Origin of the sequence: Yinghuangia sp. ASG 101 (assembly GCF_021165735.1) — a bacterium.
Classification (GTDB): Bacteria; Actinomycetota; Actinomycetes; order Streptomycetales; family Streptomycetaceae; genus Yinghuangia.
The window spans coordinates 3,878,769-3,890,960 of sequence record NZ_CP088911.1; the positions used below are offsets into that span (position 1 = coordinate 3,878,769).

17 protein-coding genes and 1 tRNA gene are annotated in these 12,192 nt (G+C 70.6%); 13 read left to right on the forward strand and 5 right to left on the reverse strand.

Features of this window, described 5'->3' with window-relative positions; all coding sequences use genetic code 11:
- Positions 1–546 precede the first annotated feature (546 nt).
- Positions 547–619, forward strand: a tRNA-Lys gene (locus tag LO772_RS16505).
- Between the two features lie 8 nt (positions 620–627).
- On the opposite strand, the gene LO772_RS16510 is transcribed toward LO772_RS16505, so the two are convergent.
- Together LO772_RS16510 and LO772_RS16515 are read right to left on the reverse strand one after the other, a co-directional pair.
- Positions 628–2,262: a tyrosine-type recombinase/integrase gene (locus LO772_RS16510; RefSeq protein WP_231779160.1), complete on the reverse strand. Its 1,635-nt coding sequence runs from the start codon at positions 2,260–2,262 to the stop codon at positions 628–630.
- Positions 2,259–2,948 carry a helix-turn-helix domain-containing protein gene (locus LO772_RS16515; RefSeq protein WP_231779161.1) on the reverse strand — a complete coding sequence of 230 codons (690 nt, stop codon included), beginning with the start codon at positions 2,946–2,948 and terminating at the stop codon, positions 2,259–2,261. Before LO772_RS16515 ends, LO772_RS16510 begins: the two co-directional genes overlap by 4 nt.
- Positions 2,949–3,103: 155 nt before the next feature.
- Here LO772_RS16515 and LO772_RS16520 point away from each other — a divergent pair, with 155 nt between their 5' ends.
- The 11 genes from LO772_RS16520 to LO772_RS16570 all read left to right on the forward strand — a co-directional run bounded on the left by LO772_RS16520 (position 3,104) and on the right by LO772_RS16570 (position 9,463).
- Entirely contained in the window at positions 3,104–3,319 is a 216-nt protein-coding gene (locus LO772_RS16520; protein ID WP_231779591.1) for a hypothetical protein, read from the forward strand.
- 124 nt (positions 3,320–3,443) lie between these two features.
- The gene (locus tag LO772_RS16525) at positions 3,444–3,866 is read left to right on the forward strand and encodes a hypothetical protein (protein WP_231779162.1); all 423 of its coding nucleotides are present in this window, start codon (positions 3,444–3,446) and stop codon (positions 3,864–3,866) included.
- Positions 3,863–4,039, forward strand: a complete 177-nt coding sequence (locus LO772_RS16530; RefSeq protein ID WP_231779163.1) for a hypothetical protein — start codon at positions 3,863–3,865, stop codon at positions 4,037–4,039. Before LO772_RS16525 ends, LO772_RS16530 begins: the two co-directional genes overlap by 4 nt.
- Positions 4,039–4,923, forward strand: a complete 885-nt coding sequence (locus LO772_RS16535) for a bifunctional DNA primase/polymerase (RefSeq protein WP_231779164.1) — start codon at positions 4,039–4,041, stop codon at positions 4,921–4,923. Before LO772_RS16530 ends, LO772_RS16535 begins: the two co-directional genes overlap by 1 nt.
- Positions 4,920–6,053 (forward strand): AAA family ATPase, encoded by a 1,134-nt coding sequence (locus LO772_RS16540; protein WP_231779165.1) that lies wholly within the window; start codon positions 4,920–4,922, stop codon positions 6,051–6,053. Before LO772_RS16535 ends, LO772_RS16540 begins: the two co-directional genes overlap by 4 nt.
- A gap of 217 nt (positions 6,054–6,270) precedes the next feature.
- The gene (locus LO772_RS16545; RefSeq protein ID WP_231779166.1) at positions 6,271–6,609 is read left to right on the forward strand and encodes a hypothetical protein; all 339 of its coding nucleotides are present in this window, start codon (positions 6,271–6,273) and stop codon (positions 6,607–6,609) included.
- Positions 6,610–6,815: 206 nt separating this feature from the next.
- Positions 6,816–7,529, forward strand: coding sequence for a helix-turn-helix domain-containing protein (locus LO772_RS16550; protein ID WP_231779167.1), 714 nt, complete (start codon positions 6,816–6,818; stop codon positions 7,527–7,529).
- A complete protein-coding gene (locus tag LO772_RS16555) occupies positions 7,522–7,755 on the forward strand; it encodes a hypothetical protein (protein WP_231779168.1) in 234 nt (77 codons plus the stop codon). The genes LO772_RS16550 and LO772_RS16555 overlap by 8 nt, the downstream gene beginning before the upstream one ends.
- A complete protein-coding gene (locus LO772_RS16560) occupies positions 7,752–8,195 on the forward strand; it encodes a hypothetical protein (protein ID WP_231779169.1) in 444 nt (147 codons plus the stop codon). The genes LO772_RS16555 and LO772_RS16560 overlap by 4 nt, the downstream gene beginning before the upstream one ends.
- Positions 8,156–8,818 carry a hypothetical protein gene (locus tag LO772_RS16565; protein WP_231779170.1) on the forward strand — a complete coding sequence of 221 codons (663 nt, stop codon included), beginning with the start codon at positions 8,156–8,158 and terminating at the stop codon, positions 8,816–8,818. Before LO772_RS16560 ends, LO772_RS16565 begins: the two co-directional genes overlap by 40 nt.
- Before the next feature lie 3 nt (positions 8,819–8,821).
- Entirely contained in the window at positions 8,822–9,463 is a 642-nt protein-coding gene (locus LO772_RS16570; RefSeq protein WP_231779171.1) for a hypothetical protein, read from the forward strand.
- A gap of 115 nt (positions 9,464–9,578) precedes the next feature.
- Here the strand turns inward: LO772_RS16570 and LO772_RS16575 are convergent, their stop codons facing one another.
- Positions 9,579–9,743, reverse strand: coding sequence for a hypothetical protein (locus LO772_RS16575; RefSeq protein WP_231779172.1), 165 nt, complete (start codon positions 9,741–9,743; stop codon positions 9,579–9,581).
- Positions 9,740–9,928, reverse strand: a complete 189-nt coding sequence (locus LO772_RS16580; RefSeq protein WP_231779173.1) for a hypothetical protein — start codon at positions 9,926–9,928, stop codon at positions 9,740–9,742. Before LO772_RS16580 ends, LO772_RS16575 begins: the two co-directional genes overlap by 4 nt.
- A gap of 154 nt (positions 9,929–10,082) precedes the next feature.
- Between LO772_RS16580 and LO772_RS16585 the strand changes: the two genes are divergently transcribed.
- On the forward strand, positions 10,083–10,322 hold the full coding sequence (locus LO772_RS16585) for a GntR family transcriptional regulator (RefSeq protein WP_231779174.1): 240 nt from the start codon (positions 10,083–10,085) through the stop codon (positions 10,320–10,322).
- Positions 10,323–10,518: 196 nt separating this feature from the next.
- Here the strand turns inward: LO772_RS16585 and LO772_RS16590 are convergent, their stop codons facing one another.
- A complete protein-coding gene (locus LO772_RS16590; RefSeq protein ID WP_231779175.1) occupies positions 10,519–11,970 on the reverse strand; it encodes a hypothetical protein in 1,452 nt (483 codons plus the stop codon).
- Between the last annotated feature and the right edge of the window lie 222 nt (positions 11,971–12,192).

Sequence of the window (12,192 nt, forward strand, 5' to 3'; positions counted from 1 at the left end):
CCCGTCGACCCGCGACGCCTCCGGTGCCGCGGCACCCGCGGCGATCCGAGACCAACCGACCACGGGACCCCCGCGGGCGGCCGGCGCGGCTGATCCCGGGAATTCCCGGAACCGCCCCTCCGGTGGCCCCGCGCACCACCTTGCACCCGACGCCGTTGTCCGCTCGCCATCGATCCTTGTCCCCCGACGTATCCGAAGTCTGAAGAAGGAATGCGACGTGCCAAAGAACACCACGGGAACATTACCGCGAATAAAACAAGATCATTCAAAAAAGTCGAATACTACGGATTGTGACACCAATAAACTCTCGCCAAGACGACAAATTCCCACCCTCCCGCCGCCCCTCTTCCCAAAAACCAAATATTCCCGACATCACCCCCATTCCCCCCAACCCCCACTCTCCACCCCCACCCCAAGCCGCCCACCCCCAAGCCACCCCCACCCTCACCTCCCATGGCACCCCCAGCCGAATACCCCCACACATCCCGCCCCCGTTCCGGGTACGCTTCACCCTGGACACGGTGCCCCCAACCACCGCATCCACCGGGGCCGCTAGCTCAATCGGCAGAGCAGCGGACTTTTAATCCGCGGGTTCAGGGTTCGATCCCCTGGCGGCCCACCCGAGAATCAAGCGGAAAAACCCTTGTTGACCTGCGTGTTCGTGTCCCGGCCAAGTTTCAGCGGCCGGGACACTTTCGCGTTCTTCGGCCCGGGTGAGCCCGAGGTGAGCCCGCCGGGTTCGCCGACCACCTTCCGGCGCAGGTCGTGAACCAGCTTCGCCGCGGCTTCGGCCGACTCCTGGTCGACCTCCCGCAGCAGGCTGGTGTACGTGTCCGACGCGAGCTTGATCGTGCTGTGCCGCAGCACCTCCTTGATCGTGTGGAGGTCCCCGCCGCCCGCATGCACCACCGTCGCCGCGACGTGCCGAAGGTCCCGCAGATTGATCGGCGGAAGGCCGGCCTCTCTCACGAGCGCATGGAACGCGTCGGACACCTGCTCCGGGTGCAGCCACTCCCCGTCCTCGCGGGTGAACACCTTCCCCGTGTTCGCCCACGCGTCACCGAGCCGCAGCTTCTCCTTGTTCTGCCGCGCCCGGTGCTTGCGCAGCACGGCGACGGTGACCGTGTCGAGGGAGACCACGTCCGCGCTGTCGTCCGTCTTCGGCTCCGACTCGACCGCCTTCCCCCCGTCGACGATGATCGTCCGCGCGACGGTGAGCTGCCGCCCGTCGAGATCGACGTTCACCCAGTCCTGCCCGACCGCCTCACCGCGCCGCAGCCCGCGGAACGCCATCAGGTGCCACAGGGCGTACAGCCGGTGGCGTTCGGCGACGTCGAGGAACGCCGCGAGCTGGTCGGGCCGCCACACCATGACCCGCGACGGGCGGGCGCCGGTCTCGCGCCACCGCTCCTCGTGCGCGGGCGTCCACAGCACGGCCTTGGGCCGCTTGCCCGACTCCAGTTCGACGTGCGAGGCCGCGTTGAACGTCGTCAGCCCGCGGGCTATCGCCGCGCTCAGGGCCGCCCGGAGCGTCGCCCGGATGCGCTGCTTCGTCGCCGCGCCCGCGAGTCGGCGGTACGGCGGCATCGCGTCGAGCTTCGCGCGTTCCTCGTCGAGGCGCCGCGCCTCATCCGCCGGCGGACGCCCGGTACGGTGCCACCGGCACCGCTCCTCCTGCGCGCGCCGGGCCGCGTTCTCCGAGGCGATCGTCTCGTTCTCGTCGTCGATCGCGTCGAACAGGGCCTGTGCGGCGGCGACGTTGAACCGCTCGACGCGGATGTGTCCGATGCGCGGCTTCAGGTGCACGCGGACGTGCGACTCGTAGCTGTTCGCTGTCGTCTTCCTCTGGGCCTTCCGCTTGACCTCTATCCACGCGTCGAGCCATTCGCCCATCGTGGCCCGGGAGTTGAGGGCGAGGCCGCGGTTGAGCTTGCGCTGCACGTCTTCGTGGGTGGGCAGGGGAGCCTTGTCTCGCGCGACCTGTTCGAGGAGCGCGGCGACCTGGTCGCGGCCCTCGGTGTCATCTTTCTCGGGTAGGGCGAGTAGCGCGCGGATGTGGTCGAGGTCGGCCTGTGCTTCGAGGGCGCCGGTGTATCCGGATCGGCGGAAGGTGCGCCGGTTCCCGTGGGCGTCCGGCGGGAGTTCCTGGCGTACGAGCCAGGTGCCGTGGTCCTTCTTCCGGCGCTGGGGGCACGCCGTGCCCCACTGCTTCCCGGTCTCGGGGTTCCGGCAGCCGCACCTGCGCTTCGTCGAGCCCTTCACGGACGCCTGCCCGCGGGTGGCTCGTCGATGTGCTCCAGTTCCTCATACAGCTTCGGCGGGGCAAGGCCCAAGCGGCGCATCTCCGTGCGGGTGGCCCTGAGTTCATCCGCGATGCGCGCGCGCAGGCGATCGAGGCTGGCGTACGACTCCGTCTCGGACAGGCCCATATCGCGGACGACGGTAGGGGCGCGGAACCAGGACTGCACCTGTTCGTCGTGCTGCCGCCGGAGCGTGAGCGGCGCCGCGCCAGCCTCCCACCCGCGTTCCGGATCGTCGTACCACTCGGGCCTACCAGCTTCGTCGACATCACCGCCCGGGATGAGGTTGTCGACCGGCACCCGCCCCTCGCCCGTGAACCACCGCAGCACGGGCCACAGGGGGGCCTTCGTGCCGGGCAGGAACTCGATCTCCTCGTGCTTGCGGCTGCCAATCGGGAGAACCAACAGAGCTGGGGGTACTTCCAAGGCACGGGCGAGCACCATCAGTTCGTCGACTGTGACGTCCCGCCGGCGCTTCTTGGTGGTCTTCTCGCGGCGGCCGGTCTCAATGTTCGTGATCGCGGCGTAGGTCAGCCCGGGCGCGCCAAGGGCCGCGCACCGTGCGGCCAGTTGGTCACGCGTGATGTCCAGCCGGGCGCGGCTCGCCCGGATCTGGTCTGCGATGACGTCGCTCGGTGTGGAGTTCATATCTACAAGGTACCGCACAGGGTCGCGACGTGTCGCGATCCGCTTGCACTCTGACGGCATGTGCAGATACATTCTGGCCATGCATTCACGACAAGGTTGCAGTGCATATCGACAAGGCTAAGGAGTTTGCCGTGTCCACCTCCCCCACCACCGGCATGACCAGGGCGGAACTGCTCGCGCTGCCGGCCAGCGTGGACCTGAGGACCGGAAACCGCGCCCTCGGAATCGGCCGGACGATCGGCTACGCCCTCGCGAGGCAGGGCGAGTACCCGTGCCGCGTGCTCCGCATCGGCGGCGCGTACCGAGTGATCACGTCGAGCCTTCTCGACGTCCTCGGCGTGCACCGGGACGACGTCCCGCAATCCGCCTGACATGAAAAACGGCGGGCCCGGTTGCTGTCCAGGCCCGCCGCACGCCCACCAAGACATGCAAAAGCCCCCGGGTCGCTGCCAGGCGAACCACCCCGAGGGCTCTCACAGAAAAGGACGCCCCCCGATGATGACACAGGCCACCCCCGCGAAGCCCGGCACCGCCGTCGTCCCCCGCGACTTCTTCACGCGGAACCTCACCAACGGCGACCGGAGCACCATCGGACGCGCCATCGCCGACCTCACGCCGTTCCCCGCCACCGTGCCCTGGACCGCGACCGCCGCGTTCGGCGAAGAGCTCGACCCCGGGTGCTACGCCCTCATGTACGTCATGCCGGAGCGCAGCTTCGCCCACGTCATCCTCCCCACGGGCACGCCCGAGCAGGTCGCCGAAACCATGGTGCTGCTCATCGCCCGCATCGTGAGGAACACCGGCATCGAGGACGCCGGTCGCGCGGTCGCCGCCGCCGTCGTGAGCGTCCTCGGCGACCAGGGCCCGGCCGTCGCCGCGCTCATCGGCGCGCTGACGGCGATGGAGACCGCGGCGTGAGCGCCCGCAACGGCCGCGTGGCCGACCGCACCGGAGACACCGCCGTCCGCTTCATCGCGGACCCCGCCCCGATCCGCTCGCTGGTCGAGCACGCCCTGAGCGTCTGCAACCGGCGGGACGACCGCAAGGGCGCCGACCTGATGCGCCACCGCCTCGCGAGGTGCACCGCCTGATGACCAACAGCACGAACTCGGGAGCCTCGGCCAGTAACACACTGGCCGGGGCCCTCGGGCTTTCCGAACTCGGCTTCCACGTCTTCCCGCTGCGGCACGACGACAAGCGGCCCGCGATCGGCGACTGGGAGAACCGCGCGACCGCCGACCGCGACCGGATCACCGCCGCCTGGAGCGGCCCCTACGCAGGAGCCGGGATCGGCCTCGCCTGCGGCCCGTCCGGCGTCGTCGTCGTCGACCTCGACACCGCCAAAGGCGACCCCGGGCCCGAGCCCGGGATCACCGACGGCGCCGACGTCCTCGCCGCCCTCTACGAACAGCACGGGCAGGAAGCCGACTTCCCGCTCGGCATCACGCCGACCGTCCGCACCGGATCGGGCGGCATGCACGCCTACTTCCGCGCGCCGGGCGCCCGGCCCGTGCGCAACAGCGCGGGCAGGATCGGCTGGAAGATCGACGTCCGCGCGCACGGCGGCTACGTCGTCGCGCCGCCGTCGACCGCCGCAGGGAAGCCCTACGCCTGGGACTTCGGCACCGGCCCCCACACCCCGCTCGCCGACCTCCCCGACTGGCTTCTCGAACTCGCCGCGCCCGTACGCCCCGTGCCCGCGCCGCGCGTCCCCGACTGGCGTCTCGCGTCACGCCCCACCGGCTTCATGAGCGGCCTCATCAAGGTCGTCCTCGAAGCCCGGCAAGGGCAGCGCAACGAGCGCCTGTTCTGGGCCGCGTGCAAGGCAGGGGAGCACGCGCAGGCCGGCCACATCGACCGCCAACGTGCCGCCGACTCCCTTCTCGCCGCCGCGCTCGACATCGGGCTCGACGAGAAAGAAGCCCGCGGCACCATCACCAGCGGCTACCGCGCCGCGAACGGACGGACCCCGTGAACGGCCCCGACGACGAAGAGATCAACGAGCGCGCCCGGGAAATCCTCGACGCGAACGGCATCACCGACGAACAGCCGGGCGACCAGGCCGGCGAGGCGCGCGCGGCCAAGGTTCAGGCGTTCCTCGACAAGCTCCTCGGCACGCGGGACCTCGGCAAGATCCCCCCGGTCCGGCCGCTCATCGCCGACATGCTGTTCCTCGACAGCATCGGACGCATGAACGGCCCGTCCGGGCACGGCAAGAGCTTCGTCTCCCTCGGCATGTCGGGCTGCGTCGGCACCGGACTCCTGTGGCACGGCCGCCGCGTCCACCAAGGCCCGGTCGTCTACATCGTCGCGGAAGGCATTCACGGCGTCGTCAAGCGCGTCCGCGCGTGGGAGCAAGCCCACGGCCGGGAGATGGACAACGTCTGGTTCCTCCCCGAGCCCGTACAGATCAAGAGCCCCGAGTGGGACATCGTCATCGAGGCGTGCGCCCGCATCCAGCCGGTGCTGATCGTCCTCGACACGCAGGCCCGGGTGACCGTCGGCGTGGAGGAGAACTCGGCGTCCGAGATGGGCGTCGTGGTGCACCGCCTGGAAGCCCTGCGCGCGGCCACCGGGGCGTGCGTGCTCCTGGTCCACCACAAGGGCCTCAACGGCGACCACGGCCGCGGCTCGACCGCCGTCAAAGGCGCCATGCAGACCGAGTTCTCCGTCGAGAAGAAGGGCGACAAGGCACGCCCTCAGGTCATCCTCACGACGGACAAACAGAAGGACACGGAGGAGATCGCGCCGCTGGTCTTCCTCGCGCGTCAGATCAAGCTCGACGGCATGGCGGAGGAAGACGGCCGTCCGGTCACATCTCTCGTCCTGGAACTCGACGAATCCGGTGCCGTCGACACCGAGAAGAAGCAGAGGCTCGGTCCGGCCAAGAAGAAGCTTTTGGCCGCGCTGAACGCCCTGGAGATTCCGGAAGTTCAGCGGGTCGTCATCGACAAGTTCGCCGAGCTCCACGACCACGGGCTGTCTCGCCCAAAGGCGAGCGAGTACCTGAACGACCTTGCCCGAGACGGCTTGATCGAGCGGATTCCGGCGGGCGGAACCGTCCTCTGGAAGATCGCCGAACCCGGAAAACGTCACGTTGCGTAGTCGGTGACACCGGTGTCACCGGGTCTGCCGGGAACACCCGGTGACACCGCCATCCAGACAAGTCCATAACCGCAGGTCAGAGACCAATTCGGGTGTCACCGTCCCTGTCACCGTCCCCGGGTGACAGCCCTGTCACCACTGTCACCACCCCCTTAGGGGTGGTGACACGGGAACACCCGACGCCCATCACACACAGCACACCCCGAAGGAGCCCCCGATGCCCGACCAACTCAAGCTCACCTCGGCCGCAGACACCGCCCGCAAGCTCGGCTACGGCGCCGCGGTACCCGGACCGCCCGCCGCGCCGAACACCGCCTACTGCGACGGCTGCAACGCCACCAGCACCACCGGCACCGACAACATCCGCCACGACCCGTGGTGCTCCGTCGACCGCGTGACCACCCAGATACGAGACGCCGCCGCGCGCCGCGAACGAGCCCGCCGGCAACGCGCCCAACTCGACGCAGCACGCGCCCGCGGCCTCGCCGCACGCCACCGCCAGAAGCTCGCCTACCTGGCCGCACGCGCCGACGAACAACCCCCCGACGCCGCCTAACCAATTTCGCGGCGCCGCGAAAAAGGTCACCGATGGTCAGCACGACCAGCGGCCAGCCGACCGATTCGACCGGTCGAACCACCAGCCCCGACCGGCCCGTTCGAACGTTCCCACAGCCCCCCACGCGCGAGGAAGGAGAGGGCTGGACGGCCATGATGACCGTCCAGGTCCCCACAGCCCCCCACGCGCGAGGAAGGAGAAGCCCCATGACCGACCCGTCGGCCGCGTGCGAACGATCGAATGCAAAACGCGCGCGCGCCCGCACGCGTCAGGCACCACGCACCGGTTCGACCGGTCCAAGCAACGTTCCAACCGGCACCGTCACCGGGCCCGAGCAACACCACCTCGCGGCCGGCGTCGGCGCGCTGCTGAAGGCCGAACGCGTCGACGGCGAATGGACCGTCCGCGAACTCGCGTCCCGGATCGGCGCCGCGCACACCACCGTCCTGCGCCTCGAAGCCGGCACCCGCCGCCCCTCGCCCGCCATGCTCGCCTCGCTCGCCCGCGTCCTCTCCCTGGGCGACGCCGAGTACGAGACCGACCTGTACGCCCGCCTGGTCGACGCCGCAGGGGCGTCCATGGCCGCGGACACCCCCGGCGGCCAACGGCGCCGTGCACGCCGCATGTGGCGCATCGAGCAGGAACGCCGCCGCGACCGGGCCGCGCAGGAACGCCGCGAACGAGCCCGCCAACCGTCCCGGACCGGCTCCTCCGCGGCAGGCGACAGCGGCCGCACACTCCGCCTCATGGCCGTGCTCACGGAAGCCTTCGACGGATACGAGCGCGTCGCCGCGGCCATCGCGTCCGGGCGGCTCGCCGGGCCGCAACTCGCCGCCGCCGAGACCGAATACATCCGTCTCCGCGACCGCCTCGACGCGCTCCTGCCCACCAACCCCCAGAAGGAGAACCCCGATGACTGACCCGCCCGACGTCGACGCCCTGGAGCCCCGAGACGGCGAGACCCACGCCGAACTCGTCGCCCGCCTGCGCGCATGGGCCAAGGCGTACAAGAAGCGGCAGCGCGAGCAGGGCATCCGGGACGGCCGCCGGAGCCCCCGCACCCAACGCGAGATGCGCATGTTCCTCGACGGCATCAACACCCGACTCCACGACCACGACCAGCCCCAGGGAGACACCACCCCATGACCGACCGCAGGCCCGCCGCGGCCCTCATCACCGCGGGCGGGGTGTGGCTGTCCCCCGACGTCTGCCACCCCCTGTGGCTCGCCCTGCGCGCCCAACTCGCCCGGCACCGCGCCGACGGCGGACGCGTACGCCCCGAAGTCGCCGCCGCCCTCGACACGTTGCGCGCCGCAGCCCTCCACCACCTCGCGTCCCCGAACGGACACGACGAACGGACATTCGAGGACACCCCGCCAGCATCAGAGCGCGAGCTGATCCGCACGGAACAACTCGCCGACCGGCTCCACGTGACCCCACGTCATGCCCGGCGCCTGGCTGCACAGGCAGGCGTCACCCCCGCCGCGCGCAACGCGTGGCACCCGGACGACGTACAGCACCTCACCCGACTACGGAAGGACCCCACATGCCACCCGGCATCGACACCAAGGCCGCGATCGCCATGACCGAGGCCGACGTCCGCGCGATCCTCACCGACGCCCAGGACACCGCCCACAAGGCCACACAAGCCCTCGCGGACGCCGAAGCCAACCCCGCCAGCGTCACCGCCGCACGCCTCGCCGAACTGCGGCAGGAAGCCGACCACGCCGCCCTGGTCGTCGAGGACGCCGCACGCCGGCAAAGCGAGATCCGCGACATCCGCGCGGCCGACGAACGCGCCCGCCTCGCCGTCGAGGTGAAAACCGCCGGGCCCGCCGACCTCGACCACGCGGACGAACTCCTCGACTGCCTGACCGCCCTCGGGAGCGCCCTGTACGCGTTCGTCGACGCCGCCGCGGACCACAACGACCGAATCGACCACTGGCGCGTGCAGGCGGGCAACGCCGGACTCGACTTCGGCCGCGACGACAACGCCATCACCCTCGGCGGACGGACCCGCCGCCACCTCGACGTGCCCCGCATCCTCGGGTCCCTGACCCATCGGGCCATGGCCACCCGCTACCCCGACCGGTACCGCGACGGGGACGACCCGTACGGCCGCCAGCGCGTAGGCGAACGCTCCGTACCCGGTTTCCGCCCGGACGACGCCCCGATCAACTACGCCGAACTCATCCGGAAGGACGCCTGAGCCATGGCACCCGAGCCCGTCCGCACGCACCCCAACGACACCCCCGAAAACCTGGCCGCCCGCGCATCGAAGCAGGCGTTCGCCGAACGCGTCGACGCCATCCGCAACGACCGCATGCTGTCCGACGCCGGCAAAGCCAAAGCCCTCCGCGCCGCGCGCGCCGCCCACGAACGCGAACTCCAGGACGCCTACACCCAACTGGACACCCGCCGCCGCGACCGCCTCGCGCACCTCCTCGGGCAGATCCCCAACGGCACCGGCATCCCCGACGACGCCACACCCGCCGACAAGGCCGTGTTGATGGCCGCGTTCCGCGGAGCCCGCGCGCAGGTCGCCGCCACGAAGACGGAGAAGGAACGCCAAGCGCTCATGGCCGACGCCGTCCGGTTCGGCGACGACGCCATGATCAACGCCCTGACCACCCACGGCCTGGAGCACGGCGAGACACCGCTCATCGCCGCGTGGGCCGACCACCGCGCCGAGCCCGGGTTCGTCGACGAACTCACCGAGCTTCACGGCCTGGTCAACGGAACCAGCGCGAACATGGTCCGCTCGTTCGACAACCAGGACTTCCGCCCGGCCGCGGTCCCCACCGACATGCGGGGCATCCTCGCGGCCAACCCGGACACGGGCGAGGTCGCGTAAGTCCCACCGGACCCGCGCAGCGGAACGCCCCGGCCCTCACCACGCGGTGGGAGTCGGGGCGTCTCGCTGCACGCGCGATGCCGCTTCGGGGCAGGGAGGGTGCGCGGGCAGCCGCCTACTTGTCGGCCTGCGGCACCGGCACGCCGCGCACCCACCGCCGCCAGTGCGCGGGCACATCCTCCAGCCGACGAGGCGGCACCGCGTCCGGCTCGTCGACCGGGACCTCAACCGTCACACCGCCCGAGTAATCCCAGTAGCGGCACCGCAACCGGAAGATCACGACGCCTCCCTGCGGGACATCGGCCACACCGCTTTCGCGCAGTCCCCGCACACCGGCACGGCATCGCCGTCCGGGCCCGGGTGCAGAGCCACCCGCGGATGCGGCGGCGCCACCACATGGCACACCCAGCACGGCACCGGATCGGGCGGGAACGTCGGCTCGGGGGCGTCGGGTACCGTCGTCATCGTCGACTCCTTCACAGTCGGCCTGCCCCGGGCATCGCAAGTGCGCCGGGGCTCCTTCTTGCCCGAGAGTACGCTCACTGAGCTCAGTCCGCTCACAAAGCTCAGTGAGTTCCCCACCGCGCGATGCGCTCAGGGCGTGCTTAGCGTCGGGCTCATGGAGTACGCGTACGTGCGCATCGCCCGCGAGCTGGAACAACAGATCAGGTCCGGCCGGATTCCGCCGGGCGGCAAGCTCCCGGGAGAACAGGAGCTCGCCGCGGAGTACTCGGTGGCCGGCGGGACCATCCGCCGCGCGGTCCGCGAGCTGCGGGACCGCGGCCTGGTCGAGACGCTGCCGTCCCTCGGGACGTACGTCCTGGAAGAACTCCCGCCGACCGACCGGCCCGCCGAGTAGGCCCCGCCCGCACGTGGGCCAGTCGTAGCGATATCGCAACGACTGGTGCGGACGGCAAGACGTACGGCCCCCCGCGGGCGAGGAGCTGGGGGGCTGGACGGCCATGATGACCGTCCAGGTCCCTACGGCCCCCCGCGGGCGAGGAGCTGGGCGGACGGACCAGTGTCTTACTGGTCCATCCCTCTGACCAGCAGCCCTACCGCGCGGCGACGACTTCCCGCCGCAACTCTGCAGCGCGCCTGCGCGACACCCCCAGCTCGGTACGGAGCGCGTCCACCGTCACCGGCCGCCTGGTCGCCCGCACGGCCTCCCGGTTCAGCCTGCGCGCGGCACGCCGAAGCTCGACATCGGACATGGGGTCAGCAGTGCTGACGTCATCGCCTTCCCGGACGGGAAAGTGATCGCCAGGGGTACCCACATTCCGGGTACTCTCCCGCACCCAGGTCGTCTCTGTCGGGACAGTCCCGTCACAGACCATGCCGCCCACAGGGGTACTCACAATCTGAGTACCCTCCGGTGCTCCAGGGGTCGGCACAATCTGCTGACCCTTCGCCGCAGGGGTCCGGACTAGTCCGGACCCTTCCGCGGCTTCGCGGCGCCGGTCGGCAGCGTCGCGAACATCGGCAACCATGACCGTCTCGGTCACAGTTCCATCCGCCTGCCGGACGGAACCCCGAGGGGTACGCACCTGGTGCGCGCCCCTGCCGTCCGCCGCAACCGTGGCAACTTCCCTACGGTTCGCCCACGAGCGGTCGGCTACCACCTCGGCTACCGCTCCAGTGGCCGCCTGCCGGTCGCCCGCGTGGTCGTGCGGCTGGTCGTCTGACCGGTCATTCCCGGGCCGCGAGGCGACCACCGGGGCTACCACCTCGGCTACCACCGGATGACCGCCCGCCTGGTCGTGCGGGTGGTCGTGCGCCCGGTCGCCGAGGTGGTCGTGTCGCTGGTCGTCGGCCGGGCCCGAGGACGACCACGCGGCTACCACCGGGACGGCCGAAGCTTCCCGGCACCGGGAGGCTTCCGCGTGGTCGTGTCGGTGGTCGTCGAGGTGGTCATTCGCGGGGGTCAGGTTGACCCTCTCGAATTCGCCACCGGCAGTCTCCACACTGTGGAGCCCCTTCCCGTCGACGTCGACGGCCCCGAGGGGCGACCGGGGCGTAAGGTCCCGTGAGGACCTTACGGTCGTGGGGAGATTTTCGGCGATCACCCGCCGGTACCCCGTCGCCGCCTCGGCGAGCAGGACGAGCAGCACGGGCGCCACGCTGTGGAGCACCACGCCCGCCGCGTCGACGTCACGCGGCACACCGAACCCGCCATCGGGCCACACCGACGACCACGCGTTCATGACCCACGTCGCCATGCCGGCGAACCAGCGGAGCGCGGTAGCCCACCCCGACGGCGCCGCCCCCAGCTCGACCAAGCGCGCGTCCGCCAGCAGCACCGCCAGCAACGCCACGGCGACCATGGGATCGAGCGTCCACGCGACCCACCGGTTCACCCCGTGATCGAGCGCAAACGTCGTCACCGAGACGGCGGTGAACACCATGGCGACGACGGCGACGACGACCAAGGCTGTGGTGATCCGGCGGGACAGGATGCGCAACTCCTGCGCTTCGTCGACGTCGGCGGGTGGATAGGTTGTGGGCACGATCGTGCCTCCCTTGGTTGCTAAGGGTCGGTTCGGTCCAGGCCCCGGGCCGGGAGTGGAGTCCCGCCCGGGGCTGTTTCGTGGTGTTGGTCAGGTGAGCCCGGAGTGAGCCCGCACGCCGCGAAACGGTGCGTCACGGCGCGGCATGGAACGGTCGGCGCGACGCCGTGACCAGGGAACTAGCGGCATCATGCGGCACCCTCCGACACGGGGCATCACGAA